Origin of the sequence: Microbacterium aoyamense (assembly GCF_023155855.1) — a bacterium.
GTDB classification, from domain to species: Bacteria; Actinomycetota; Actinomycetes; order Actinomycetales; family Microbacteriaceae; genus Microbacterium; species Microbacterium aoyamense.
In genome coordinates this window covers 400,420-425,814 of record NZ_JAKNUT010000004.1, presented here as the reverse complement: position 1 = coordinate 425,814, position 25,395 = coordinate 400,420, and the positions used below count along the sequence as shown (strand labels likewise).

Annotated in this window: 23 protein-coding genes; 1 reads left to right on the top strand and 22 read right to left on the bottom strand. The window is 70.8% G+C overall.

The window, feature by feature from the left end; translation table 11 throughout:
• Nucleotide 1: 1 nt before the first annotated feature.
• The 3 genes from hisG to rpe all read right to left on the bottom strand — a co-directional run bounded on the left by hisG (nt 2) and on the right by rpe (nt 1,901).
• A complete protein-coding gene (gene hisG / locus MA876_RS13340) occupies nt 2-844 on the bottom strand; it encodes an ATP phosphoribosyltransferase (protein ID WP_248150088.1) in 843 nt (280 codons plus the stop codon).
• 42 nt (nt 845-886) lie between these two features.
• The gene (locus MA876_RS13335) at nt 887-1,150 is read right to left on the bottom strand and encodes a phosphoribosyl-ATP diphosphatase (RefSeq protein WP_248150085.1); all 264 of its coding nucleotides are present in this window, start codon (nt 1,148-1,150) and stop codon (nt 887-889) included.
• 67 nt (nt 1,151-1,217) lie between these two features.
• Nucleotides 1,218-1,901, bottom strand: a complete 684-nt coding sequence (gene rpe, locus MA876_RS13330; protein WP_308221661.1) for a ribulose-phosphate 3-epimerase — start codon at nt 1,899-1,901, stop codon at nt 1,218-1,220.
• 20 nt (nt 1,902-1,921) lie between these two features.
• Between rpe and glsA the strand changes: the two genes are divergently transcribed.
• Complete coding sequence (gene glsA, locus MA876_RS13325) at nt 1,922-3,094, top strand: glutaminase A (protein ID WP_248150082.1); 1,173 nt, start codon at nt 1,922-1,924, stop codon at nt 3,092-3,094.
• A 218-nt stretch (nt 3,095-3,312) separates the two neighbouring features.
• Here the strand turns inward: glsA and MA876_RS13320 are convergent, their stop codons facing one another.
• The 19 genes from MA876_RS13320 to pyrR all read right to left on the bottom strand — a co-directional run bounded on the left by MA876_RS13320 (nt 3,313) and on the right by pyrR (nt 25,360).
• Nucleotides 3,313-4,674 (bottom strand): RsmB/NOP family class I SAM-dependent RNA methyltransferase, encoded by a 1,362-nt coding sequence (locus MA876_RS13320; protein WP_372491532.1) that lies wholly within the window; start codon nt 4,672-4,674, stop codon nt 3,313-3,315.
• Between the two features lie 5 nt (nt 4,675-4,679).
• A complete protein-coding gene (gene fmt, locus MA876_RS13315) occupies nt 4,680-5,594 on the bottom strand; it encodes a methionyl-tRNA formyltransferase (protein ID WP_248150076.1) in 915 nt (304 codons plus the stop codon).
• Nucleotides 5,595-5,601: 7 nt separating this feature from the next.
• Nucleotides 5,602-7,584 (bottom strand): primosomal protein N' family DNA-binding protein, encoded by a 1,983-nt coding sequence (locus tag MA876_RS13310; RefSeq protein WP_248150073.1) that lies wholly within the window; start codon nt 7,582-7,584, stop codon nt 5,602-5,604.
• Between the two features lies 1 nt (nt 7,585).
• On the bottom strand, nt 7,586-8,779 hold the full coding sequence (gene metK / locus MA876_RS13305; RefSeq protein ID WP_248150070.1) for a methionine adenosyltransferase: 1,194 nt from the start codon (nt 8,777-8,779) through the stop codon (nt 7,586-7,588).
• Nucleotides 8,780-8,867: 88 nt separating this feature from the next.
• Nucleotides 8,868-9,122 (bottom strand): DNA-directed RNA polymerase subunit omega, encoded by a 255-nt coding sequence (rpoZ, locus tag MA876_RS13300; protein WP_248150068.1) that lies wholly within the window; start codon nt 9,120-9,122, stop codon nt 8,868-8,870.
• 100 nt (nt 9,123-9,222) lie between these two features.
• A complete protein-coding gene (locus MA876_RS13295) occupies nt 9,223-9,783 on the bottom strand; it encodes a CoA-binding protein (RefSeq protein WP_248150066.1) in 561 nt (186 codons plus the stop codon).
• Nucleotides 9,780-11,099, bottom strand: a complete 1,320-nt coding sequence (locus tag MA876_RS13290; RefSeq protein ID WP_248150064.1) for an O-acetylhomoserine aminocarboxypropyltransferase/cysteine synthase family protein — start codon at nt 11,097-11,099, stop codon at nt 9,780-9,782. The genes MA876_RS13295 and MA876_RS13290 overlap by 4 nt, the downstream gene beginning before the upstream one ends.
• A 41-nt stretch (nt 11,100-11,140) precedes the next feature.
• Nucleotides 11,141-13,129 (bottom strand): acetate--CoA ligase, encoded by a 1,989-nt coding sequence (gene acs, locus MA876_RS13285; RefSeq protein ID WP_248150062.1) that lies wholly within the window; start codon nt 13,127-13,129, stop codon nt 11,141-11,143.
• Nucleotides 13,120-13,941, bottom strand: coding sequence for an ABC transporter permease (locus tag MA876_RS13280; RefSeq protein WP_308221660.1), 822 nt, complete (start codon nt 13,939-13,941; stop codon nt 13,120-13,122). Before MA876_RS13280 ends, acs begins: the two co-directional genes overlap by 10 nt.
• Entirely contained in the window at nt 13,938-14,981 is a 1,044-nt protein-coding gene (locus MA876_RS13275; RefSeq protein WP_248150059.1) for an aliphatic sulfonate ABC transporter substrate-binding protein, read from the bottom strand. Before MA876_RS13275 ends, MA876_RS13280 begins: the two co-directional genes overlap by 4 nt.
• On the bottom strand, nt 14,978-15,811 hold the full coding sequence (locus MA876_RS13270; RefSeq protein ID WP_248150041.1) for an ABC transporter ATP-binding protein: 834 nt from the start codon (nt 15,809-15,811) through the stop codon (nt 14,978-14,980). Before MA876_RS13270 ends, MA876_RS13275 begins: the two co-directional genes overlap by 4 nt.
• 66 nt (nt 15,812-15,877) lie before the next feature.
• Nucleotides 15,878-16,774 (bottom strand): guanylate kinase, encoded by an 897-nt coding sequence (gene gmk / locus MA876_RS13265; RefSeq protein ID WP_248150039.1) that lies wholly within the window; start codon nt 16,772-16,774, stop codon nt 15,878-15,880.
• Entirely contained in the window at nt 16,767-17,627 is an 861-nt protein-coding gene (gene pyrF, locus MA876_RS13260; RefSeq protein WP_248150037.1) for an orotidine-5'-phosphate decarboxylase, read from the bottom strand. The genes gmk and pyrF overlap by 8 nt, the downstream gene beginning before the upstream one ends.
• Complete coding sequence (gene carB / locus MA876_RS13255) at nt 17,624-20,911, bottom strand: carbamoyl-phosphate synthase large subunit (protein WP_248150034.1); 3,288 nt, start codon at nt 20,909-20,911, stop codon at nt 17,624-17,626. Before carB ends, pyrF begins: the two co-directional genes overlap by 4 nt.
• Entirely contained in the window at nt 20,904-22,046 is a 1,143-nt protein-coding gene (gene carA, locus MA876_RS13250) for a glutamine-hydrolyzing carbamoyl-phosphate synthase small subunit (RefSeq protein ID WP_248150031.1), read from the bottom strand. The genes carB and carA overlap by 8 nt, the downstream gene beginning before the upstream one ends.
• Nucleotides 22,043-22,552, bottom strand: coding sequence for a PH-like domain-containing protein (locus tag MA876_RS13245; protein WP_248150028.1), 510 nt, complete (start codon nt 22,550-22,552; stop codon nt 22,043-22,045). The genes carA and MA876_RS13245 overlap by 4 nt, the downstream gene beginning before the upstream one ends.
• Nucleotides 22,549-23,862, bottom strand: coding sequence for a dihydroorotase (locus MA876_RS13240; protein ID WP_248150026.1), 1,314 nt, complete (start codon nt 23,860-23,862; stop codon nt 22,549-22,551). The genes MA876_RS13245 and MA876_RS13240 overlap by 4 nt, the downstream gene beginning before the upstream one ends.
• Nucleotides 23,859-24,833 (bottom strand): aspartate carbamoyltransferase catalytic subunit, encoded by a 975-nt coding sequence (locus MA876_RS13235; protein ID WP_248150024.1) that lies wholly within the window; start codon nt 24,831-24,833, stop codon nt 23,859-23,861. The genes MA876_RS13240 and MA876_RS13235 overlap by 4 nt, the downstream gene beginning before the upstream one ends.
• Nucleotides 24,830-25,360, bottom strand: coding sequence for a bifunctional pyr operon transcriptional regulator/uracil phosphoribosyltransferase PyrR (pyrR, locus tag MA876_RS13230; RefSeq protein ID WP_248150022.1), 531 nt, complete (start codon nt 25,358-25,360; stop codon nt 24,830-24,832). The genes MA876_RS13235 and pyrR overlap by 4 nt, the downstream gene beginning before the upstream one ends.
• Nucleotides 25,361-25,395 lie beyond the last annotated feature (35 nt).

Sequence of the window (25,395 nt, the reverse complement as noted above, 5' to 3'; positions counted from 1 at the left end):
GTCACAACCTCGCGTTGTGGATCGCGGTCACGAGGATCGCGCGCGCGCCGATGCCGTAGAGGTCGTCCATGACGCGGTTGACCTCCTTGCGCGACACCATGACGCGCACGGCGACCCACTCGGGATCGCGAAGCGGCGAGATCGTCGGCGACTCGATGCCGCCCGCGATCCGCACGGCGTCGTCGAGCAGCGCGACGGGCAGATCGTAGTCGACGAGCACGTAGCGCCGCGCGACCATGACACCACGCAGGCGTCGCAGGAGCGTGTCGCTGCCCGGGGCGTCGGCGGGGCCGGCGATGAGCACGGCCTCGGACTCGAGCAGCACGGGGCCGAAGATCTCGAGACCCGCCTGCCGCAGCGTCGTGCCGGTCGAGACGACGTCGGCGACGGCATCCGCCACCCCCAGCCGCACCGCCGACTCGACGGCGCCGTCCAGTGGAACGAGGTCGACCGCGATGCCGCGCTCGTCGAGGAACCCGTCGACGAGGCCCGGGTACGACGTCGCGACGCGGGCGCCCTCGAGGTCCGCGAGGTCGGCGAAGCGGCCCGGCGTGCCCGCGAAGCGGAACGTCGACTCCCCGAAACCGAGCGCCTCGATCTCGCGGGCTCCCGGCATCCGGGCATCGAAGAGCAGGTCGCGGCCCGTGATGCCGACGTCGAGCGCGCCCGAGCCGACGTAGGTCGCGATGTCTTTCGGACGCAGGTAGAAGAACTCGACCTCGTTCACCGGGTCGATGACGTGCAGGTCCTTGGGGTCGCGGCGACCCGTGTAGCCCGCTTCGGCGAGCATCTCGTGGGCGGTGTCGGCGAGCGAGCCCTTGTTCGGCACGGCGATTCGCAGCATGACGTGTGCTTTCAGTTCGTGGCGGAAGGATGCGGGAGCAGCTCAGAGATGTCGGTAGACGTCCTCGAGCGACAGGCCCTTCGCGATCATGAGCACCTGCAGGTGGTAGAGCAGCTGCGAGATCTCTTCTGCTGCGGCATCCACAGACTCGTACTCGGCGGCCATCCACACTTCGGCGGCTTCTTCGACGATCTTCTTGCCGATCGCGTGCACGCCGGCGTCGAGCTGCGCGACGGTCCCCGATCCCTCGGGGCGCTCCGCCGCGTTCGCGGCGAGCTCGGCGTACAGCGTCTCGAACGTCTTCACCGTTCTAGGGTAGCGACCCGCGGCGGTGCCGATGCCCGCGTGACGCCGCGCGCAACCGGCGAACCGATCAGTGCGCGTGCGCCGCGGCCGAGCGGAGGCCCGCGATCGCGTTGTCGGGGTCGCCCGAGGCGAAGACCGCGGATCCTGCGACGAACGTGTCGGCGCCGGCCTCGGCGGCCTGGGCGATCGTGGACTCGCCGATGCCGCCGTCGACCTGCAGCCAGACCTCGGACCCGCGACGACGCGCCTCATCGGCGAGCAGGCGGAGCTTGGGCATCGTCTCGGGCATGAACGACTGACCGCCGAAGCCCGGTTCGACGGTCATGACGAGGATCTGGTCGAACTCGTCGAGCACGTCGAACAGCCCCTCGACGGGGGTTCCCGGCTTGACCGCGACACCGGCCCGGGCACCGATCGAGCGGAGCCGGCGCGCGAGTGTGATCGGCTCAGCCGACGCTTCGAGATGGAACGTGACCGACGCGGCTCCGAGCTCGGCGTAGCCGGGAGCCCAGCGCTCGGGGTCGGTGATCATGAGGTGCACGTCCAGCGGCACGGGACTCGTCGCCTGGATACGCTCGACCATCTGCAGACCGAAGGTCAGATTCGGCACGAAGTGATTGTCCATGACATCCACGTGCACGAAATCGGCCGTCGCGATGCGCGCGAGGTCTGCCTGCATGTTGACGAAGTCGGCGGCGAGGATGCTGGGATTGATGCGGATGCCGCGTTCGCGGCCGTTCTCGTCGGGCACGGCTCCATTATGTTCGATGCGTGGACCCCATCACCGCCCTGCTCGACGACGTCCTCGACGAGATCGCCCCGCAGGACGCCGGCGCGCCGGCCGACTACATCCCGGAGCTCGCAGCCGCAGACACCGATCGACTTGCGTTCGCCGTCGTCGGTCCGCACGGACGCGTGCGAGCGGTGGGCGACGATGCGGCGGAGTTCACCATCCAGTCGATCTCGAAGCCCTTCGTGCTCGCGCTCGCGTTGCAGGAGCTCGGTCGCGAGCGGGTGCTCGCGCGCGTCGGCGTCGAGCCGAGCGGCGAGCCGTTCAACGCGATCAGTCTCGAGATGGGCACGGGCCGCCCCGCGAATCCGATGATCAACGCGGGCGCGATCGCCGTGTCATCCCTCGTCCCCGGTGGCGACGTCGACGAGCGCACGGCCCGCATCGTCGAGACGCTCTCGGCGTTCGCCGGGCGGTCGCTGTGGGTCGACGAGGCCGTCTACGCGTCGGAGTCCGCGACGGGCGACCGCAACCGCGCGCTGGCACACCTGCTCCGCTCGCACGGCGTGCTCGAGGGCGAGGTCGAGACGGCGGTCGAGGCGTACTTCCGCCAGTGCTCCCTGCTCGTAACGGTGCGGGATCTCGCCGTCATGGCCGCGACGCTGGCCTTCGGCGGAGTGAACCCCCTCACCCGCCGTCGCGTCATCGACGAGCGCGTCGCCCGCGACGTGCTCTCGATCATGGGCAGCTGCGGAATGTACGACTTCTCGGGCGAATGGATGCTGCGCGTCGGCCTCCCGGCCAAGAGCGGCGTGAGCGGCGGTCTCCTCGCCGTCGCGCCGTCGCAATTCGGCGTGGCCGCGTTCAGCCCGCGCCTCGACACGCACGGCAACTCCGTGCGCAGCGTGCTCGTGGTCGAGGAGCTCGCCGAACGATTCGGGATGCACATGCTCGAGTCGCACGAGAGCGTCGCGGTGCCCGCCGTCGCCCTCGAGACCGTGGAGGGCGGGCGCGTCGTCCGTCTGGGCGGTGAACTCGGATTCGCCGGAACGGAGCGCGTCGTCGCGATCCTGCGCGGCATGGGCGACGAGCTGCCGCCGGGCGCGACCGTGACGGTCGACGCGACCGGGCTGGGCGCCGCTCACCCGGGCGCGGTGGTCGCCCTCCAAGCCGAGTTCGAGACGATGCCCGAGGGGTTCGTGCTCCTCGTCTGACTCACAGCGGGCTCGCTCTCTGCCCGCCCGCGTGTGAAAGCGCTCGGGCGACCGCGGACTCACCCGACTGCGCAGGCGTGTCCCAGTTCACCTCGGAATGGGGTTCGCATTCGAGCAGAAATGGGACACGTAGCGCGCGAGGTGGGACACGCAGCGCGATAGCGGGGTCTGGATGTCGGAAGACGCGCCGACACAGGTCCGCAGGCGTACACGCCGGATCAGACGCGGCGCAGGAGCGAGATCGACATCGCGTCGGTGCCGTGCCGGTGCGGCCACAGCTGCGCGCGACCCGAGCCGTCGATCTGGGGCAGGATGCTGGGATCGATGCGGGATGCCGAGGCCACGGCATCCCGCGCCGAGATCTCTTCGATCGCCTCGCCCCATTCGCGACGCACTTCGGCGACGACGCCCGCCGTCTCGGCGAGGTGCGGCGAGCAGGTGACGTACGCGACGACGCCGCCCGGCTTGAGCGCACCGATCGCGCTAGAGAGCAGTTCGCGCTGCAGCTCGGACAGCTCGGGGACGTCGGAGGGGGCCTTGCGCCAGCGCGCCTCGGGGCGACGGCGCATTGCGCCGAGCCCCGTGCACGGCGCGTCGACCAGGATGCGGTCGTACACGCCAGGATGCTCCGCCGCATACTCCCGGCCGTCGCGCTCGGCGACCTCGACCTCGAGCGGCACTGCCGCGAGCGCCTGCCGCACGAGTCCGGCACGCGCGGGTGTGATCTCGTTCGCGTCGAGGCGCGCGCCGCGCCCGATCGCCTCGGCCGCGAGCAGGGCCGTCTTGCCGCCCGGGCCCGCGCACAGGTCGAGCCAGCGCTCGCCCTGCTCGATCGGCGTCGCGTGCACGAGGGCGAGCGCGGCGAGCTGCGAGCCTTCGTCCTGCACCCGCAGGCGCCCCTCGGACGCGCGGATGGAGGACTCGGGGTCGCCGCCGCCGAGCCGGAATCCGAACGGCGAGTACGGCGTGCGGACAGCGCTCTCGGGCACCTCGGCGAGACCGGGCAGAGCGGCCATCGTCACCCGTGGCGCGTCGTTGTCGGCCGCGAGCAGCTGTTCGAGCTCGTCGGCCCGACCCTCCGCCGCGAGCGCCCGACGCAGCGCCCGCACGATCCAGACCGGGTGCGATGTCACGAGCCCGAGGCGCTCGTCGTCTGAGCGCGCGCCGTCGGCGATGCGCTGCATCCACTCCCCCGGCGTATCGCGCGACACGCGCCGCAGCACGGCGTTCGTGAAGCCCGCGGCGCCCCGGCTGCCGGCTTCGCGCGCGATCTCGACCGACTCGTTGACGGCGGCGTGCGATGCGACGCGCGTCGAGAGGAGCTGGTGCACGCCGAGCCGGAGGGCGTCGAGCACGGCGGGATCGATGTCGTGCACCGCGCGGTCGGCGGCGATCTGGATGACGGCGTCGTACGTGCCCTGGCGTCGCAGCGTGCCGTACGCCAGCTCGGTCGCGAGTCCCGCGTCGGCGGGATTCAGGCCGGCGCGGGCGATCGCCGTCGGCAGGTGCAGATTCGCGTAGGCGTCGGACTCGTGAACGGCGCGGAGCGTGTCGTACGCGACGCGCCGCGCGGGCTGCACGCGGCTCACGTGCCGACCTCCGCCGGTGCATCGCGCAGGCCGCGCCACCAATCCGCGGCGCGCATCGCGCCCTTGCCGGCGGGCTGCACCGTGACGAGCACGACGGGGTCGGTCGCCGTCCCGACGAGCACTCGCTTGCCGTCGCCGGCGATCGCGCCGGGAGCGAGGGCGCCCTCGGCTGCGGATGCCGCGAGCACCTTGAGCCGCGCGCCGTCGATCGTCGTGTGTGCGCCGGGTTCGGGCGTCACGCCGCGGATGCGGTCGAGAACGGCGGTCTGCGGCTCGTCCCATCGGATTCGGCCGTCGTCGTCGCCGAGCTTGTGGGCGTAGGTCGGGTCGCCCGCCTGCGCGGTTGCGACAGCGGAGCCATCGGCGAGGGATGCCACGACCTCGGCCAGCAGGTCGGCACCCGCGATCGCGAGTTCGTCGAGCAGCTCGCCCGCCGTCGCCGCCGCGGGAACGGGCAGCTCGATCTCGCCGAAGACTTCCCCGGCATCGAGTTCGGCGACGAGCTGGAAGACGCTCGCACCGGTCGTGCGGTCGCCGGCGATGATCGCGCGCTGCACGGGTGCGGCGCCCCGCCACCGCGGAAGAAGCGAGAAGTGCAGATTGATCCATCCGAGACGCGGCGTCGACAGGAGCGGCTCGCGCACGAGCCCGCCATACGCGACGATGACGCCGAGATCGGGCTCCTCCGCCGCGATGCGCGCCGTGACGTCGGCGTCGAGACGATCGGCGCGGACGACCTCGATGCCGAGCTCATTCGCCGCGACGGCGACCGGCGACGGCGTCAGGACGCGCTTGCGACCGAGTGGCGCGTCGGTGCGCGTCACCGCGAGACGGAGGTCGTGGCCGCGCGCCGCGAGGGCGCGCAACGACGGCACGGCGGGCGCGGGGGTGCCCGCGAAGACGAGGCGCATGGGGTCCTTAGAGGTCGAGATCGGGCACGTCGACCCGCACTCTGAGTGTATTGCGGGGCGCCTGGGGTCTGCCCTGGGGCTGGCGGCGGCCCTTGTTCGCCCGGCGCGCCGCAAGGGCGTCCGCGATCACCGAGGCGCGCAGCGCGTCGGTGACCTTGGAGCCTGCGGAGTAGTCGAAGCGCACGAGCGCCCGTGCGCCGTTCTCGGTCGGAACAGGTCCGAGCACCCAGGTCGGGTCGACCTCGGGCACGCCTTCGCGCAGTGCTGTGAGGGCGGTGTCGACGGCGACCCGATCACCGTCGATCGAGGCGACGCGGACGGCCGGAGGCATTCGGAGCGGGATGCGGTCCTCGAGCTCGGCGCGCGCGTAGGCGGGTTGGGTCCACGTCGCGAGGGCGCGCGCGACGGGGCCGGCGACGCCGACGAGGTGCACGGGTGCGCGCGGGGCCGCCAGGGCGGCGGCGTTGGACCACCACCGCAGGCACGACTCGCCGATGCGCAGATCGTCGGCCTGGAGCATCCGGTCGCCGTCGAGCAGGATGACGGCGCGATAGCCGCCCTCGGCGATGGGTTCGGCGCCGCGCGTCGCGATCACGAGGGCGGGCTTCGCGTCGACGTGGAGCACGGGGTGCTCGCCGTCCGCGACGATGATGCGTGTGCCGGGGAACGCGCGACCGAGTTCGTCGGCCGTGCGCTCGCTGCCCGACGAGACCATGCGCACCTTGTCGGACCCGCAGTCGGCGCACGTCCACCCGCTCGCCGAGCGGCCGCACCACGTGCAGACCGGCACCGCGCCGGCGGCGCGGGCGTGCAGCGGACCGCCGCAGTGGCGGCACCGGGCGGGATGCCGGCATTCGGCGCACACGAGCACGGGGGCGTACCCCGGTCGCGCGACCTGCACGAGCACGGGCCCGGACTCGAGCGCCCCGCGCGCGGCGGCGAACGCGGATGACGGAACGCGGGCGCCCCGGGACTCCCCCTCGCGCGTCGCGCTGAGGACCACCCGGGGACTCGTTCGCCGTTGCGCAGGGAGTTCTCGCACCCACCCCACGCCCACGAGCCGCTCGACGTCGGAGGTCCGCGTGTGCCCTGCGAAGAGCAGCGCACAGCCGTCGAGCTCCTGCCGGACGAGCGCGGCGTCCCGCGCATGCACGCCGGGACTCAGCGGCTCGGACAGGAGGGGATCCCCGTCGTCCCAGAGAGCGACGAGTCCGATGTCGTGCACCGGTGCATAGACGGCGGAGCGATTGCCGAGAACGATGCAGGGCGCGTCCGACAGCGTCCGAAGGAAGGCGGCGTAGCGGGCGGGCGAGCTTTGCCGGGCATCCGTCTCGACCACGGACCCGTCGGGGGCCCACGCCGCGAGAGCGGACGCGACCTGCGCCTGATCGCGATGGTCGGGCACGACGATCACGGCGCTGCGCCCTGCCGCGAGGGTGCGGACAGCGGCCGCCGCGAGCAGCTCGGCCCACGCGCCGAGCGACGGCTGTGCGAGCCGGGGCGGTGCGTCGAGTGCGACGCGCCCGGCGTCGAGGATCGCGTCTTCGAGGCCGGGGAAATCGGCGAGGACGAGGGATGCTCGAGTCGCGGCGTCCTCGTCGACGACCGGCGCCGCGGTCAGCGGGTTCGCGAGCCACGCCTTCTCGGCACGGACCATGCGCTTGGGGATCGCGAGGCGGAGGATGTCGCTCGCCGACCCGGCGGCGCGATCGGCCGCGCGGCGCGCGAGCGCGTAGAGGCCCGGCGTGAGCACCGGCACGGTCGAGATCACGGTGTCGAGCTCGGAGAGCGGGCGGTCCGCGTCATCCTGCTCGCCCACCTCGACGACGAACGCGTCGACCATGCGTCCGGCGCTGCGCAAGGGCACCTTCACCCGGACCCCGGGTGCGACCTCGGACACGAGGGACGCGGGGATCGCGTAGTCGAACAGCCGGTCGAGCTGAGGAAGGGGGGAATCGAGCAGGACGCGCGCGACGCGCCGCGCGGTCACGTCAGAGCCCGGAGGCTGCGCGCAGCTCTTCGACGCGGTCGGTGCGCTCCCACGTGAAGTCGGGCAGTTCACGCCCGAAATGGCCGTACGCGGCCGTCTGCGCATAGATCGGGCGCAGCAGGTCGAGCTGCTCGATGATGGCGAGCGGGCGGAGGTCGAAGACGTCGAGGATCGCACGCGTGATCGCCTCATCCGAGACATGACCTGTGCCGAAGGTCTCTACGTAGAGGCCCACCGGACGCGCTTGACCGATTGCGTAGGCGACCTGGACCTCGAGTCGGTCGGCGAGTCCCGCGGCGACGGCGTTCTTCGCGACCCAGCGCATCGCATACGCCGCCGAGCGATCGACCTTCGAGGGGTCCTTGCCGCTGAACGCGCCGCCGCCGTGACGCGAGGCCCCGCCGTACGTGTCGATGATGATCTTGCGCCCTGTGAGTCCGGCGTCGCCCTTGGGCCCGCCGATGACGAAAGGGCCTGCGGGATTGATCAGCACGTTGACGCCGGAGGCGTCGAGATCGAGCGTCTCGAGCACAGGATCGATCACTTCGGCCCGCACAGCGGCCTGCAGCGCCTTCTGCGAGATATCGGGGTGGTGCTGCGTCGAGAGCACCACCGTCTCGACGGTGCGCGGCGCCTGACCCTCGAACCCGAGCGTGACCTGCGTCTTGCCGTCGGGCCGCAGGAACGGCAGGGCGCCGGACCGACGGGACTCCGTCAGCCGCTCGGCGATGCGATGCGCCGTCCATGCCGCGACGGGCATGAGTTCGCGCGTCTCGGTCGTGGCGTAGCCGAACATGATGCCCTGATCGCCCGCACCCTGGGCGTCGAGCGGGTCGGACGAGTCGCCTTCGCGCTGCTCGCGAGCGGTGTCGACACCCGCCGCGATGTCGCTCGACTGCTCGCCGATCGACACGCTCACACCGCACGAGTCGCCGTCGAACCCGGTCTCGCTCGAGGTGTAGCCGATCCGGTTGACGACACTGCGGACGATGCCCGGGATGTCGACGTAGCCTTCCGTGCGCACCTCGCCGGCGACGTGGACGAGGCCCGTCGTCACGAGCGTCTCGACGGCGACCCGGCTGTTCGGATCGACCGTGAGGAGTGCATCGAGGATGCTGTCGCTGATCTGATCGCAGATCTTGTCGGGATGGCCCTCGGTCACGGACTCGGACGTGAACAGGCGCAGTTCGGACATCGGTTCTCCAGATCGGGGCGGGCGTGAACCAGTATGCCCTCGAGAGCGGACACTCAGCTCTCGAGGGCACAGGTGGTGCTGGTGCGGATTACTCCGGGTGACGCAGGCGCAGCTTGTCCTCGTGGATCTCGTGCAGAGCGATGGTCAGCGGCTTGTCCTCGACGTTCGAGTCGACGAGCGGGCCGACGTTGTCGAAGAGGTTGCCCTCGTGCAGGTCGGAGTAGTAGTCGTTGATCTGGCGCGCGCGCTTCGATGCGTAGATGACGAGCTCGTACTTCGAGTCGACCTTCTCGAGAAGAGCGTCGATGGGGGGATCGATGATCCCCTGGTTCGTTCCGGCCATGGGAACCTCCTGCAGGTTTCGGCGGATGTGTCGTAGATCTCGGGCGCGGCACGATGGCCGCGCATCCGACCATTCTACCGTGCGGATGCCTGTGCAGACTTCAGCCGCGGCTGACGACCTGTCGCTTGGAGCTGATGACGCCCGTGTCGAAGCCTGCAAGATGCAGTCCGCCGTGGAATCGCGCGTGCTCGATCTTGATGCACCGGTCCATCACGACATCCAGGCCCGCGGCCTCGGCGATGGCCGCGGCATCCTCGTTCCACGACCCCAGCTGCAGCCACAGCGCCTTCGCGCCGACGTCCACGGCCTCCTGCGCGACGCCCGGCAGATCCTCGTCGCGGCGGAAGACGTCGACGATGTCGGGCACGACCGGAAGATCGGCGAGCGACGCGTACGCCGGCCTGCCGAAGATCGTCGTCGCCCGCGGGTTGACGAAGTAGACGTCGTACGGCGACGAGCCGACGAGGTAGGAGCCCACGAAGTAGCTCGCGCGGGCGGGGTTGTCGGAAGCCCCGACGATCGCGACGGAGCGCGCCGAGCGGAGGATGTCGAGGCGCTGCTGTGCGTTCGGCCCTTCCCACGTGCGTCCCGGCGCCGGCGCGCCCGGAAGAGCGCACGCATCGACGGGAGCGGGCGGCAGAGCGCACGAGAGATCGGTCATCGGGTCGCTCCTGTCGCGGTCGTGAGGGCCTGATCGAGGTCCCACAGGATGTCTTCGGGGTCTTCGAGTCCGACCGAGATGCGGATGAGGTCGGCGGGCACTCCCGCCGCGACGAGCTGCTCGGGCGTCAGCTGCCGATGCGTCGTCGATGCGGGGTGGATGACGAGGGTGCGCGCATCGCCGATGTTCGCCAGATGCGAGGCGAGCTGGAGGGCATCGATGACCGCCTCGCCGGCCCGGCGCCCGGCTTCGGGGTCGTCGCCTTCCGCGGCTACGCCGAAGGCGAAGACGGAGCCCGGTCCGAGCGGCAGGTAGGTCTTCGCGCGGTCGTGATGCGGGTGATCCGGGAGCCCCGCCCAGGTCACGAACGACACGCGCGGGTCGCTGTCGAGCCACTCGGCCACGATCCGCGCGTTGGCGAGGTGCGCGTCGATGCGCTGAGGCAGGGTCTCGACGCCCTGCAGGAGCTGGAACGCCGATTGCGGGCTCAGCGCCGGACCGATGTCGCGCAGCTGTTCGGTGCGCAGCTTCGTGAGGAACCCGTACTCGCCGAAGTTGTCCCACCATTTGATGCCGCCGTACGAGGCGACCGGCTCGGTCATCTGCGGGAACTTCCCGTTGCCCCAGTCGAACGTGCCCTTCTCGATCACGACGCCGCCGAGTGTCGTGCCGTGGCCGCCGAGGAACTTCGTGACGGAGTGGATGACGATGTCGGCGCCGTGCTCGAGCGGACGCGCGAGATACGGTGTCGCGAGGGTCGAGTCGACGACGAGCGGGATGCCCGCGGCGTGCGCGACGTCGGCGAGTCCGGCGATGTCGGCGATCTCGCCCGACGGGTTGCCGATCGTCTCGACGTAGAGCACCTTCGTCTCGGGCCGGATCGCCACCGCGTAGTCCGCGGGATCGGTGGATGCCACGAAGGTCGTGTCGACACCGAACCGCCGCAGTGTCACGTCGAGCTGCGTCACGGTGCCGCCGTACAGCTGCGCCGACGCGACGACGTGATCGCCCGCTCCGACGAGGGCGGCGAACGTGATGAACTCGGCGCTCATGCCGGATGCCGTTGCGACGGCGCCGATGCCGCCCTCGAGCGACGCGAGGCGCTCCTCGAGAGCCGCGACGGTGGGGTTCCCGATGCGCGAGTAGATGTTGCCGTACTTCTGCAGGGCGAACAGGTTGCCGGCATCCGTCGCATCGTCGAAGACGAACGAGGTGGTCTGGTAGATCGGCACGGCGCGCGCGCCGGTCGTGGCATCGGGTGTTCCGCCCGCGTGCAGCGCGCGCGTGCGGAAGCCGAATCGGTGCTCTTCAGTCATGTTCTCCCTCACCTGTCATGGTGTCAGATCTGCGGGGCCGGTCAGGCCGCGGCGAGAGCCGCGGCGATGCGCTCGACGGCCTCGGGGTTCTGCAGCGACGTCGTGTCGCCCAGCGGTTCGGGCTCGCGTCCGGCGCGGCGGTCCTGCTCGGCCGTCCACAACTGAGCCAGCAGGCGACGCAGGATCTTGCCCGACCGGGTCTTGGGCAGATCCGGCACGACGACGATGTGCCGGGGCTTGGCGACGGGCCCGATCGCACGGGTGACCTCGGCGCGCAGGGCCGCGGCATCCACGTCCGCACGCCCCGCCCCGACGACGAAGGCGGCGACCGCCTGGCCCGTCACCGGATCGCCGACGCCGGTGACCCCGGCCTCTCCCACGGTGTCGTGCGCGACGAGCGCGGACTCGATCTCGATCGTCGAGAGGCGGTGCCCCGAGACGTTCACGACATCGTCGAGGCGTCCGAGGATCCAGATGTACCCGTCGGCGTCGCGTGTCGCGCCGTCGCCGGCGACGTAGTAGCCGCGGTCGGCGTGCTGTGCCCAGTACGCGCTCCGGTAGCGGTCGGGATCGCCCCACACTGTGCGGGCCATCCCCGGCCACGGCCGGCGCACGACGAGCGTGCCGGCGCGCCCGGGCTCGACCTCGCGGCCGCGCTCGTCGACGACCGTCGCGTCGATGCCGGGAAGCGGAACGGATGCCGAGCCGGGCTTGAGCGTCGTCACGCCGGGCAGGGGCGCGATCATCGCGGCACCCGTCTCGGACTGCCACCACGTGTCGACGACGGGCACGGCATCCCGTCCGAAGTTCTTGCGGAACCAGACCCATGCGGCCGGGTTGATCGCCTCGCCGACCGTGCCCAGCAGTCGGATGCTCGACAAGTCGTGGCCCGCGGGCAGATCGTCGCCGAACCACGTCATGAACGTGCGGATGAGCGTCGGCGCCGTGTAGTAGACCGTGACGCCGTAGCGCTCGATGATCTCCAGGTGGCGTTCACGGTGCGGCGCGTCGGGCGTGCCCTCGTAGATCACCTGCGTCAGCCCGTTCGAGAGCGGTCCGTAGATCTCGTACGTGTGCGCCGTCACCCACGCGAGGTCGGCCGTGCACCAGTGCACGTCGTCCGGCTTCGCGTCGAAGTGCGCCCAGTGCGCCCAGCTCGCGTGCGTGAGGTACCCGCCCGACGTGTGCACGAGCCCCTTGGGCTTGCCGGTCGTGCCCGAGGTGTAGATGACGAAGAGCGGATGCTCCGCTTCGAACGCCTGCGCGTCGTGCTGCGTCGGCTGCGTCTCGACGACGTCGTGCCACCAGCGGTCGCGGGCCTCGTCCCACGGCACGGCGCTGCCGGTGCGGCGCACGACGAGGACGTGTTCGAGATGCGGCAGACCGGATGCCGCGGCATCCGCCGTCGACTTCACTTCGACCGCGGCACCGCGGCGGTACTGTCCGTCCGACGTCACGAGGAGCTTCGCATGGGTGTCTTCGAGGCGGAACCGCAGTGCGTCGGCCGAGAAGCCGCCGAACACGAGCGAGTGCACGGCGCCGATGCGGGCGCACGCGAGCGCGATCACGACCGTCTCGATCAGGACCGGGAGGTAGACGACGACCCGATCGCCCGGCTCGATGCCCAGCGAGGTGAGCGCGTGCGCCGCCTGCGCGACGCGACGCTGCAGGTCCGCGTACGTGACGGTGATCCGGTCGCCCGGCTCGCCCTCGAAGCGCAGCGCGACCTTGTCGCCCCGACCCGCGTCGACGTGGCGGTCGACGCAGTTGACGGCCACGTTGAGGCGTCCGCCCTCGAACCAGCGGGCCCGCGGGATCCCGTCGGTCGCGGGGCGCCACTCGAGCGCGGTGTGCCACGGCTGCGCCCAGTCGAGCCGGCGCGCGGCATCCTCCCAGAAGGCTTCGGGATCCGCCGCCGCGCGCCCGTACGCCTCCGCCGTCACGTTCGCGCGCTCTGCGAACGACGGGGACGGCGGGAACGTGCGGGCTTCGACCAGGCGGGCTTCGGTCATCGGCTCGGTCACGTCCATCGCTTCAGGAGCCTCTTCTCGATGAGGGTCAGGATCGCGTTCGACAGGGCGCCCAGGATCGCGAGGATCGCGATGGTCATGAGGATGCGATCGACGCGGCCGTTCTGGCCTGAGATCGTCAGCAGGAATCCGAGGCCCATCGCGGCGCCGAGCAGCTCGGACGCCACGAGGAAGAGCCACGACTGCGCCATTCCCAGTCGCAGGCCCGAGACGAGCGCGGGGAGCACGGACGGCAGCTGTACGGTGCGGAAGAGCTCCCAGCCGCGCAGGCTGAAGGACCGCCCCATCTCGACCAGGCGCACATCGACGTGGCGGAGTGCGATCGACACCGTCGTGAAGACGGGGAAGAACGCTCCGATCGCGATCAGCGTGACCTTGGAGTCCTCGCCGATGCCCATCCACAGCAGGAGCAGCGGCACGAGGGCCAGCGACGGGATGGCGCGGATCGCTGCAAGGGTGGGCGAGAGCAGCACGTCACCAGCCCGGGTGAGACCCACGATCGCGGCCGCGCCGATGCCCACGAGTGATCCGATGAGGAAGCCGAGGAGCACGCGTTGCACGGAGATGGCGATGTGCAGCCAGAGCTCGCCCGTTGCGGCCATCTCGACCGCGGCCGTGACGACCGTCGCGGGCGGAGGCAGCCGGTAGGCCGGCACGAGGCCCGACACCGACGCGATCTGCCATGCGCCCAGCAGCGCGAGCGGCACGAGCAGGCCGCCGACGATGCGGACGACCGGGCGCGACCAGAACGAGCGCGCCGAGGCGGCGACCCCCGCGTCGGGGGCCGCCGCCTCGGCGGTGCGCAGACTCACTGAGCCTCGACCGCCTTCGTGGCGAAGGAGTCCTCGATGATCGAGTCGAGCGCGGCCTGCACTGCGGCGTCTCCGCCCTGAACGGCGTCGGACTCGACGAGCACGGGTGCGATCTTCTTCAGCACAGCGAGCTGGTCGTCGCCGGGGATGCCGCTCACATCGAGGTTGGAGCGCTCGGTGATGACCGTCGAGGCGACCTCGGGGGCGATGTCAGCGACCTCGGCGAGCAGGGCGGCCGTCTCTTCGGGGTTCTCGAGAGCCCACACACGTGCCTCTTCGTAGGCATCGACGACGACCTGCGCGACGTCGGCGTGGTTCGTGATGAAGTCCTCGGTCGCGTTGAGGAAGCCGTAGGAGTTGAAGTCGACGTTGCGGTAGAGCAGCTCCGCGCCCGACTCGCTCTCGGCGGCGGCCATGATCGGATCCAGACCCGCCCACGCGTCGACCGAGCCGGCCTCGAGCGCGGCGCGACCGTCGGCGTGCTGCAGGTTCTGCAGCTGCACGTCGGCGATCGTGAGACCCTCGGTCTCGAGCGCCTGCAGGAGGAAGAAGTACGGGTCGGTGCCCGGCGTCGCCGCGACGGAGGTGCCGGCGAGGTCGGCGACCGAGGTGATGTCGCTGCCCGCGGGGACGACGAGCGCCGACCACTCGGGCTGCGAGTAGATGTCGATGACCTTGATGGGCGAGCCGTTCGAGCGCGCGAGCAGCGCGGCCGACCCCGCTGTCGAGCCGACGTCGATCGAGCCGGCGCGCAGGAACTCGTTCGCCTTGTTGGAGCCGGCCGACTGCACCCACTCGACGGTGACGTCGTCGCCCAGCGCCTCCTCGATGAGGCCCTGGTCGCGCACGATGAGGCTCAGCGGGTTGTAGGTCGCGAAGTCGAGCGACAGCGTGTCGGTCGACCACTCCTGCGCCTGACCCGCGTCATCCGTCCCCGACTCGGCCGAGGCGTTCTCGCCGGCGAGGCAGCCCGTCGTGCCCATCATCAGCGCACCGGCCAGAACGAGGGCGGGTACGGTGCGGCGGACGATGGTGCTCATCGGGTCTCCTCGGGAGTGTGGTGATGGGTGGGCACGCCGAGTCCTTCGAGGAGCTCGGCGCGCAGCTGCGTGAACACGTGGTCGGCACGGTCACGGGGACGGATGCCGGGAACCTCGATCGCGCGTGCGACCGACGATGCGCCGGCATCCTCGCCGAGTGACCGCAGCAGGATGACGCGGTCGGCGAGGTAGAGGGCCTCTTCGACGTCATGCGTGACGAGCGCGACGGTCGTCGGCTGCGAGGCATGGATGTCGAGGAGGAGGTCCTGCATGCGCAGGCGGGTGAGGGCGTCGAGTGCGCCGAACGGCTCGTCGAGCAGGAGCACTTCGGGGCCGCGGGCGAGCGCCCGGGCGAGCGAGGCGCGCTGCGCCATGCCACCGGACACCTCGGAGGGGCGTCGCTCCGCCGCGGGCGTGAGTCCCACGAGCTCGAGCAGTTCCGCCACCCGCGAGCGCGCAGTGCGCTTGTCGGTTCCGCGCGGGAGCCCGAGCGCGACGTTCTGCGCGATCGTGCGCCACGGCAGGAGCCGGGGCTCCTGGAACGCGACGGCCGTGCGGTCGTCGGTGTCGCGGACCGTCGTGCCGTCGACGGCGATGACACCCGCCGTCGGCGAGTCGAGACCGCCGAGCAGTCGCAGGAGCGTCGACTTGCCGCAGCCCGAGGGGCCGACGATCGCGACGATCTCGCCCGCGTGCAGGTCGAGATCGATGCCCCGCAGCACGTCGTGCGCGCCCTGCGCGGTCGGAAACGTGCGCGCGAGCCCGCTGACGTGCACGACGCCGCGACGCTCGGTGGCGCGTGGTGCGGGCGCAGTGGCGAGGGAGGACATGCGTCCAGCCTGCCGACGTTACGCCGTGTTCCTCGACTCGGTCGTAATGTTACGAAACGCGGGGGGTCAGCGCGCGAGCGCCGCGACCTCGGCCGCCGCGCGGGCGACATCGTCGTTCACGACCCGGTAGTCGAACTCGTTCTGCGAGGCGAGCTCGACCTTGGCGGTGCGCAAGCGCCGTGCGCGCTCTTCGTCGCCTTCCGTGCCACGGCCCACGAGCCGTTCGACGAGTTCGTCCCAGCTCGGCGGCAGGAGGAAGACGAGGGTCGCCGACGGTTCGGCCGCGCGCACCTGGCGTGCGCCCTGCAGGTCGATCTCGAGAAGGACGGTGCGCCCCTCGGCGAGAGCCGCGTCGATGGGACGACGGGGCGTGCCGTAGCGGAAGCGGTTGTGCACCGTCGCGTGCTCGAGAAGCTCCCCCGCCGCGATCATGCGGTCGAACTCGGCGTCGTCCACGAAGAAGTAATGCTCGCCGTCGACCTCTGCCGGACGGGGCGGGCGGGTCGTGGCCGAGATCGAGAGCAGGATCTCGGGGTGATGCGCCTTGATGTGCGCCGCGACGGTCCCCTTGCCGACGGCGGTGGGGCCGGCGAGCACGAGCAGCTTGCTGCGATTGCCGCGCGGCGTGCGCTCGGGAATGCGGGAGTCGAGGTAGGCCGTGAGCGCGACGCGCTGGCGCGCGCCGAGCCCGCCGAGCTTCTTGACGGGGGCGATCTCGAGCTCGGCGAGGATGCGGTCGCGCTTGCCCTCGCCGATCGCGGGGATGCACGTGAGGAACTCGGTCACGCGCATCGCGCCGGCGGGCGACGACGGGTCGTCGAGCGCCCGGCGCAGGAGGGCTTGGGGGGTGATGACGCGCATCGCGACGTCCTTCTTGAGGGCGGCGCGGGCTCTGCGGGCGGCGACGGCGCGACGGGATGCGGCGACGCGGTCGACTTCGGGGGGAGTACGTGAATCAGGCATCGGAATGTCTAACGTACATCGCCGCGCGGGCCTCGATGCGCGCCGCGAGGGCGTCGGGGCCGGCGGACAGGATGCTGCGGCTCTCGCTCGCGACGACGTTGCGCGAGAGCGCGCCGAAGAGCTTCCCCAGGTCACCCGGTTCGGCGCCCTGCGCCCCGAATCCCGGCGCCAGGATCGGCGCGCCCGCGAGCGCGTCGTCGGGCAGTCCGATGACCGTGCGGTCGACGGTCGCGCCGACGACGAGACCGATGGGGCCGAGTCCGCCCTCGAACGCGTCGGAGCCGTTGATCCACGACACGTCCCGCGCGACGCGCTCGGCGACTGACTCGTCGTCGGACGCGGCGACGTCGATCGTCCTTGCACTCTGCACCGAGTAGGCCTCGGGGTTGCTCGTCGCGGCGAGGACGAAGGCGCCCTTGCCGTGCCGGACGGCCGTCGTGAGCGTCGCACGCAGCGAGTCCGCTCCGAGGTAGGGGCTCAGGGTCACGGCATCCGCCTCGAGCGGTGACCCGGGCTCGAGCCACGCGTGCGCGTAGCCCTCCATCGTCGTGCCGATGTCGCCGCGTTTGGCGTCGGCGATCACGACGAGTCCCGCTTCACGCGCGGCGGCCATGACCTCCTCGAGCGCCGCGAAGCCGCGTGACCCGAAGCGCTCGAAGAACGCGACCTGCGGCTTGACGACGCCGACCCGGCCCGCGGCCGCCTCGACCACGGCGAGCCCGAAAGACCGCACGCCGGCGGCCGAGGCATCCATCCCCCACTCCTGCAGCAGACTCTCGTGGGGGTCGATCCCCACGCAGAGAGGCCCGAAGGAGTCGAGGGCTGTGCGCAGCCGTGTGCCGAATGGGATCATGCGCGCTCCGCTCGGTCGAGCGCGTATTCCTGCAGGCTCCGCACCGCGAAGCCGTCGCGCAGCACGGGCAGCGCGCTGACGGCGGCGCCGAGCACGGCCATCGTCGTGAACAGGGCCTTGTCGGCGGCCACGGCCGCCGCGCGGATCTCGTAGCCGTCGGCGCGCGCCATTCCGCCCGAGGGCGTGTTGACGATCATGTCGATGCGGCCCTCGTTGATGAGGTCGACGATGTTCACCTCGCCCGACTCCTGCGTCGCGGAGTACTTGTTCACGACCTCGACGTCGATGCCGTTGCGCGCGAGGATCTCGGCCGTGCCCTCGGTCGCGACGAGCGTGAAGCCGAGCTCCTGCAGGCGGTGGGCCGGAAGGATGACGGCGCGCTTGTCGCCGTCGGCGACCGAGATGAACACCGTGCCCTCGAGGGGCATGCCGCCATACGCGGCCTCCTGCGACTTCGCGAATGCGGTCGGGAAGTCACGGTCGATACCCATGACCTCGCCCGTCGAACGCATCTCGGGTCCGAGCACGGAGTCGACCATGAGACCGTCCTTCGTGCGGAAGCGCTTGAAGGGCAGGACGGCCTCCTTGACCGCGACGGGGGCGTCGAGGGGGACGCGCGAGCCGTCCTGCGCAGGAAGAAGTCCCTCATCCACGAGCGAGGCGATCGTGGCCCCCGCCATGATGCGGGCGGCGGCCTTCGCGAGCGGGATGCCCAGCGCCTTCGAGACGAACGGGACGGTCCGCGATGCGCGGGGATTCGCCTCGATGACGTAGAGCACGCCGGCCGAGATCGCGAACTGCACGTTGAGCAGGCCCCGCACGCCCACGCCCTGCGCGATGGCGAGGGTCGCGGTGCGCACGCGGTCGATGTCGCTGCGGCCCAACGAGACCGGCGGCAGCGTGCACGACGAGTCGCCGGAGTGGATACCGGCCTCCTCGAGGTGCTCCATGACACCGCCGATGTACAGCTGCTCACCGTCGTAGAGCGCATCGACGTCGATCTCGATCGCGTCGTCGAGGAACCGGTCGACCAGGAGCGGCTTGCCGGGTTCGACGATCACCTCGCCGGCCGTGCGGACGAAGTACTCGCGCAGGCTCGGGCTGTCGTAGACGATCTCCATGCCGCGGCCGCCGAGCACGAAGCTCGGGCGCACGAGAACGGGGTAGCCGATCTCCTCCGCGATGCCCACCGCGCCGTCGACGTCCGTCGCCGTGCCGTGACGCGGTGCGACCAGCGCCGCGTCGTCGAGCAGGCGCGAGAAGAGCTCGCGCTCCTCGGCCAGGTCGATCGCCGCGGGACTCGTGCCGAGGATCGTGTACCCCGCCTCTTCGATGCCCTTCGCGAGGCCGAGCGGCGTCTGGCCGCCGAGCTGGCACACGACACCGAGGATCTCGCCCGACTGCGACTCGGCGTGCAGCACCTCGAGCACGTCCTCGAGTGTCAGGGGCTCGAAGTACAGGCGGTCGGACGTGTCGTAGTCGGTCGACACGGTCTCGGGGTTGCAGTTGACCATGACGGTCTCGTAACCCGCTTCCGACAGCGCGAACGACGCGTGCACGCACGAGTAGTCGAACTCGACGCCCTGCCCGATGCGGTTGGGGCCCGAACCGATGATGACGACCTTCGTGCGATCCGACGGCGTGACCTCGGTCTCGACGTCGTAGCTCGAGTAGTGGTAGGGCGTCAGCGCCGGGAACTCCCCCGCGCACGTGTCGACGGTCTTGTAGACGGGACGGATCGAGAGGGCGTGACGGATGCCGCGGACCTCGGCCTCGGGGATCCCGCGCAGCTCGCCGAGCTGAGCGTCGCTGAAGCCGTGCTCCTTCGCGATGCGGAGTGTCGACGCGTCCAACTCCCCCACCGTCCGCACGAACTCGGCGACCTCGTTGATCAGCGCGATCTGATCGAGGAACCAGGGGTCGATCTTGGTCGCGGCGAAGGCCTGCTCGATCGTCGCGCCCTTGCGCATCGCCTGCTGCAGGACGACGATGCGGCCGTCGGTCGGCACGGTGGCGATCTCGAGCAGTTCATCGACGGAACGCTCCTCGGCACCCCAGTGGAACGACGAGCCGCGCTTCTCGAGCGAGCGCAGCGCCTTCTGCAGCGCCGTCGCATAGTTGCGGCCGATCGCCATCGCCTCGCCGACCGACTTCATGGTCGTCGTGAGCGTCGTGTCGGCGGCGGGGAACTTCTCGAAGTTGAATCGCGGCACCTTGACCACGACGTAGTCGAGCGTCGGCTCGAAGCTCGCCGGCGTCACCTTCGTGATGTCGTTGGGGATCTCGTCGAGGCGGTAGCCGATCGCGAGCTTCGCGGCGATCTTGGCGATCGGGAAGCCCGTCGCCTTCGATGCGAGCGCCGACGAGCGCGACACGCGCGGGTTCATCTCGATGACGATGATGCGTCCCGTCGCAGGATCGACGGCGAACTGGATGTTGCAGCCGCCCGTGTCGACGCCGACGGCGCGGATGATGTCGATGCCGATGTCGCGCAGCTTCTGGTACTCGCGGTCGGTCAGCGTGAGCGCGGGGGCCACGGTGATCGAGTCGCCCGTATGCACGCCGACGGGGTCGACGTTCTCGATCGAGCAGACGACGACGGTGTTGTCGGCCGTGTCGCGCATGAGCTCGAGCTCGTACTCCTTCCACCCGAGGATCGACTCCTCGAGGAGCACCTCGTTCGTGGGCGAGTCGTGCAGGCCCGCGCCGCCGATGCGGCGGAGGTCGGCTTCGTCGTACGCGAAGCCCGAGCCGAGGCCGCCCATCGTGAACGACGGACGCACGACCAGGGGGTAGCCGAGTTTGGCGGCGCCCGCGAGCAGGTCGTCCATCGAGTGGCAGATGACGGATGCCGCGACATCCGCCCCCGCGTCGAGCACGAGCTGCTTGAAGATCTGGCGGTCCTCGCCCTTGTTGATCGCCTCGAAGTCGGCGCCGATGAGCTCGACCCCGAACTTCTCGAGGCTGCCGCGCTTGTGGAGCGCGATCGCGGCGTTGAGCGCCGTCTGCCCGCCGAGGGTCGGCAGGATCGCGTCGGGCTTCTCCTTCGCGATGATCGTCTCGATGACCTCGGGCGTGATCGGCTCGATGTACGTCGCGTCCGCGAAGTCCGGGTCGGTCATGATCGTCGCGGGGTTCGAGTTCACGAGGATGACGCGCACGCCCTCCTCGCGCAGCACGCGGCAGGCCTGCGTGCCCGAGTAGTCGAACTCGCACGCCTGGCCGATCACGATCGGACCCGATCCGATCACGAGGACGCTCTTGATGTCTTCCCGCTTAGGCACGGTTCTCCTTCACCATCTCCGCGAAGCGGTCGAACAGGTAGTTGGCGTCGTGGGGGCCGGCGGCCGCCTCGGGGTGGTACTGCACCGAGAAGGCCGGGATGTCGAGAGCCCGCAGGCCCTCGACGACCTGGTCGTTGAGGCCGACGTGGCTGACCTCGACCTTGCCGTAGCCGTTGGGTGAGTCGAACGACCCCTCCAGCGGCGCTTCGACCGCGAAGCCGTGGTTGTGCGCCGTGATCTCGACGCGGCCCGTGGCCTTGTCGAGCACGGGCTGGTTGATGCCCCGGTGACCGAACGGCAGCTTGTAAGTGCCGAGACCGAGCGCGCGACCCAGGAGCTGATTGCCGAAGCAGATCCCGAAGAACGGCAGACGCTCGTCGAGGACCGATCTCAGCAGCTCGACGTGATCGCCGGATGCCGCGGGGTCGCCCGGTCCGTTGGAGTAGAACACCGCGACCGGGTCGATGGCACGGATGCCGTCGATCGTCACATCCTGCGGCAGGACGTGCACATCGAAGCCGCGTGCGGCGAGGTTGTCGATCGTGGCCTGCTTGACGCCCAGATCGAGGACAGCGAGGTTGCCGATCCGCTCAACCGTCGCCGGGGTGATCTCGGCCGTCGAGACCGAGACCGCGGCCGAGAGGTTCTGCCCGGCCATCTGCGGCGCGTCGGTCACGAGGCGCAGCTGCTCGGCGGCATCCAGCCCCGCAGCCTCGCCCGAGAAGATCCCGCCGCGCATGCTGCCCGCCGAGCGGATGTGACGCGTCACGGCCCGCGTGTCGATGCCGCTGATGCCCACGACGCCGTCCGAGACGAGCGCGTCGTCGAGCGATTCCTCGGCGCGCCAGTTCGACACGACGCGCGAGGGGTCGCGCACGATGTAGCCCGAGACCCAGATGCGGCGGGACTCCGGGTCCTCGGCGTTCATGCCGGTGTTGCCGATGTGCGGCGCGGTCTGCAGCACGATCTGGCCCGCGTACGAGGGGTCGGTCAAGGTCTCCTGGTAGCCGGTCATGCCGGTCGCGAAGACGACTTCACCGATCGTCGTGCCCGTCGCGCCGTAGGCGCGGCCGACGTGACGGGTGCCGTCCTCGAGCACGAGCACGGCGGGATCGGAGCGGAAAAGGGAGGTCATGCGTCGGTTCCCGTCTGCGTGGTGGAGAGGATGCCGGCGATGGCGTCTGCGAGCGCACGGGCCGAGGCATCCTGAGGTCTGAAGTAGCTGTCGACGAGGTCCCCCGCGTCGGTGCGCCAGGCGAGGCGGGTGAGGCCGTCCTTCTCGACGACGCGGTCGATCGCGACCGTCGACTGATCGACGCCCGCGATGCGGTCTGTCGCGAGGAACAGGCGCGGCCGACCCGTGAGATCGAGCGCGAGGCCGGCGTCGGTCACCGTGACCGTCACGCGCGAGCGCATGCCGAGACCCGGAGCCGCGATGCGCTCGAGGGGGACGTCGTGACGCGTCGTCGCGACGTAGAGGCCCTCGAACAGGGCACTCGTCGTGGCGCCGGCGGGCACGTCGCCGGGCGTGATGAGCGGTGTCGCGTCGCGGCGACGGCGCTTCGTCCACGCCCACACGCCGACCGCGATCAGCAGGACGGTGAACGCGACGATGACGATGAGCGCGCCTTCCCGCGTCATCCGCGCACCCCCGGCTTCTCGAGCAGCGCGCCATCGGCGACCGTGGGCGTGCCCCGGTACACCGTCCAGCGCACGTCGCCCGGCAGGTCGCGACCGAGGTAGGGCGAGTTGACGCTGCGTCCCTCGAGGTCGGCCGTCGTGAACGGGCGCGCGGGGGTCGGGTCGTAGAGGGTGAAGGATGCCGGGTGCCCCGCCGCGAGCGGCGTTCCCGCGTCGCTCAGCCGGCCGATGCGTGCCGGTTCGCGTGACATGACGCGGGCGACGTCCGTCCACTGGAGCAGCCCCGTCTCGACCATCGTGGCGTGGACGACCCGCAGCGCGCTCTCGAGGCCGACCATGCCGTTCGCGGCGGCCTGCCACTCGCACGCCTTCGCCTCGAGCGGGTGCGGCGCGTGATCGGTCGCGACGATGTCGATCGTGCCGTCGGCGAGGCCCTCGCGGACGGCGAGGACGTCCTCCTCGCGGCGCAGCGGCGGGTTGACCTTGAACCGCGGGTCGTACCCGCGCACGAGGTCGTCCGTCAGGAGCAGGTGGTGCGGCGTGACCTCCGCCGTCACCTGGACGCCCCGGCGCTTGGCCCAGCGGATGATGTCGACCGAGCCGGCCGTCGACAGGTGGCAGACGTGCAGGCGTGAGCCGACGTGTTCGGTGAGGAGCACGTCGCGCGCGATGATCGACTCCTCGGCGACGGCGGGCCACCCGGCGAGGCCGAGTTCGGCCGAGACGGCGCCCTCGTTCATCTGGGCGCCCTCGGTCAGCCGCGGATCCTGCGCGTGCTGGGCGATGACACCGTCGAACGCCTTCACGTACTCGAGCGCTCGGCGCATGATGAGCGGGTCGAAGACGCAGAAGCCGTCGTCGCTGAAGACCCTCACGCGGGCCCGCGAGTCGGCCATCGCCCCCAGTTCGGCGAGGCGCTCGCCCTTCTGCCCCACCGTGACGGCGCCGATCGGCTGCACCGTGGCGTAACCGGCGGCCTCGCCCAGGGCGAGCTCCTGCTCGACGACTCCGGCGGTATCGGCCACGGGCGAGGTGTTCGGCATCGCGAACACCGTCGTGTAGCCGCCGGCCGCGGCGGCGCGGGATCCGGTCAGGATCGTCTCGGATGCCTCGTACCCCGGCTCGCGCAGGTGCGTGTGCAGATCGACCAGGCCCGGGAGGGCGATCAGACCCTCGGCTTCCACCACCGTCGCACCGGCACGGCTCAGCCCCGATCCCACCTCGGCGATGACTCCGCCGTCGACGATCAGGTCGGCGGCACGGCCGCCCTCGAGGAGTGCTCCTCGGATCAGAAGGACCTCATCCGTCACAGCACGTCCTCACTCTCGTCGCCGCCGTGGGCACGTTCGCCCGCGAGCAGCAGATACAACACCGCCATCCGCACCGACACGCCGTTCGCGACCTGCTCGAGCACCGTCGAGCGAGGGGAATCGGCGGCGTCGGCGGAGATCTCCAGCCCCCGGTTCATCGGACCCGGGTGCAGAACCATCGTATCCGTCAGGAGCATGCCCATGCGCCGGGCGTCGAGCCCCCATCGGCGAGAATACTCCCGTTCAGTGGGGAAATACGCGGCATTCATGCGCTCGAGTTGGATGCGGAGCATCATGATCGCGTCCGGCCCGGCCGCGATCGCCTCATCGAGGTCGTACACGACGCGCACGGGCCAGCCCGAGACGTCCTGGGGCACGAGCGTCGGCGGCGCGACGAGGGTGACGTCGGCGCCGAGGGTGTTCAGCAGCCAGACGTTCGAGCGCGCGACGCGCGAGTGCAGCACGTCGCCCACGATCGTGACCTTCATGCCGGCGAGATCGCGGCCACGGCTCTCCGTGCCGAATCGACGCTTGCGCATCGTGAAGGCGTCGAGCAGCGCCTGCGTCGGGTGCTCGTGGGTTCCGTCGCCGGCGTTGACGACGCCGGCGGTGATCCACCCGCTCGTCGCGAGCGTGCGCGGGGCGCCCGAAGCACCGTGGCGGATGACGACGGCATCCGCCCCCATCGCCTGCAGCGTCTGCGCCGTGTCCTGCAGGGACTCGCCCTTCGATACGCTCGACCCCTTCGCCGAGAAGTTGATGACATCCGCGCTCAGGCGCTTCGCGGCCGCTTCGAACGAGATGCGCGTGCGCGTGGAGTCCTCGAAGAAGAGGTTCACCACGGTCTTGCCGCGCAGCGTCGGGAGCTTCTTCACCTCGCGCTGCTGCGTGTCGGCCATGTCCTCGGCGACATCGAGGATCCGCAGAGCGTCCGCGCGCGAGAGGGTCTGGGTGTCGAGCAGGTGCCTCATGACTCGATCGTCACCTCTTCGACGCCGTCGACGTCGGCGAGACGGACGTTGACGCGCTCGTCGCGGGCGCTCGGCAGGTTCTTGCCGACGAAATCGGGGCGGATCGGCAGCTCGCGGTGGCCGCGGTCGACGAGGATCGCGAGGCGGACCGCAGCGGGACGCCCGATGTCCTGCAACGCGTCGAGGGCCGACCGGATGCTGCGGCCCGAGAAGAGCACGTCGTCGACGAGGACGACGACCTTGCCGTCGATGCCACCCGCGGGGATCTGCGTCGGCTGCGGCGCCCGCGTGGGGTTCCGGTGCAGATCGTCGCGGTACATCGTGATGTCGAGCGCCCCCGTGGGCACGGAAGCACCGCTGAAGTCGGCGAGCAGACCGCCGATGCGCTGCGCGAGAGTCACGCCGCGGGTCGGAATGCCCAGCAGGACGAGGTTCTCGGGGCCCTTGTTGGACTCGAGGATCTCGTGCGAGATCCGAGTCAGAGCGCGTGCGATGTCGGCGTCGTGCAGCACGGTACGTGTGCTCATCGGCCGCTCCCTTCTCCGCCTCACAGGACGGTGTT

What these genes read in the sequence shown, in the direction of transcription:
- hisG (WP_248150088.1), bottom strand. Translation starts at nt 844, where the DNA reads ATGCTGCGAATCGCCGTGCCGAACAAGGGCTCGCTCGCCGACACCGCC.
- MA876_RS13290 (WP_248150064.1), bottom strand. Translation starts at nt 11,099, where the DNA reads ATGACTGAAGAGCACCGATTCGGCTTCCGCACGCGCGCGCTGCACGCG.
- rpoZ (WP_248150068.1), bottom strand. Translation starts at nt 9,122, where the DNA reads ATGGCCGGAACGAACCAGGGGATCATCGATCCCCCCATCGACGCTCTT.
- MA876_RS13235 (WP_248150024.1), bottom strand. Translation starts at nt 24,833, where the DNA reads ATGAGGCACCTGCTCGACACCCAGACCCTCTCGCGCGCGGACGCTCTG.
- MA876_RS13270 (WP_248150041.1), bottom strand. Translation starts at nt 15,811, where the DNA reads ATGTCCTCCCTCGCCACTGCGCCCGCACCACGCGCCACCGAGCGTCGC.
- MA876_RS13245 (WP_248150028.1), bottom strand. Translation starts at nt 22,552, where the DNA reads ATGACGCGGGAAGGCGCGCTCATCGTCATCGTCGCGTTCACCGTCCTG.
- fmt (WP_248150076.1), bottom strand. Translation starts at nt 5,594, where the DNA reads ATGCGCCTCGTCTTCGCGGGCACCCCCGCGCCCGCCGTGCCGTCGTTG.
- acs (WP_248150062.1), bottom strand. Translation starts at nt 13,129, where the DNA reads ATGGACGTGACCGAGCCGATGACCGAAGCCCGCCTGGTCGAAGCCCGC.
- gmk (WP_248150039.1), bottom strand. Translation starts at nt 16,774, where the DNA reads ATGCCTGATTCACGTACTCCCCCCGAAGTCGACCGCGTCGCCGCATCC.
- MA876_RS13295 (WP_248150066.1), bottom strand. Translation starts at nt 9,783, where the DNA reads ATGACCGATCTCTCGTGCGCTCTGCCGCCCGCTCCCGTCGATGCGTGC.
- MA876_RS13275 (WP_248150059.1), bottom strand. Translation starts at nt 14,981, where the DNA reads ATGAGCACCATCGTCCGCCGCACCGTACCCGCCCTCGTTCTGGCCGGT.
- pyrF (WP_248150037.1), bottom strand. Translation starts at nt 17,627, where the DNA reads ATGATCCCATTCGGCACACGGCTGCGCACAGCCCTCGACTCCTTCGGG.
- pyrR (WP_248150022.1), bottom strand. Translation starts at nt 25,360, where the DNA reads ATGAGCACACGTACCGTGCTGCACGACGCCGACATCGCACGCGCTCTG.
- metK (WP_248150070.1), bottom strand. Translation starts at nt 8,779, where the DNA reads ATGTCCGAACTGCGCCTGTTCACGTCCGAGTCCGTGACCGAGGGCCAT.
- carA (WP_248150031.1), bottom strand. Translation starts at nt 22,046, where the DNA reads ATGACCTCCCTTTTCCGCTCCGATCCCGCCGTGCTCGTGCTCGAGGAC.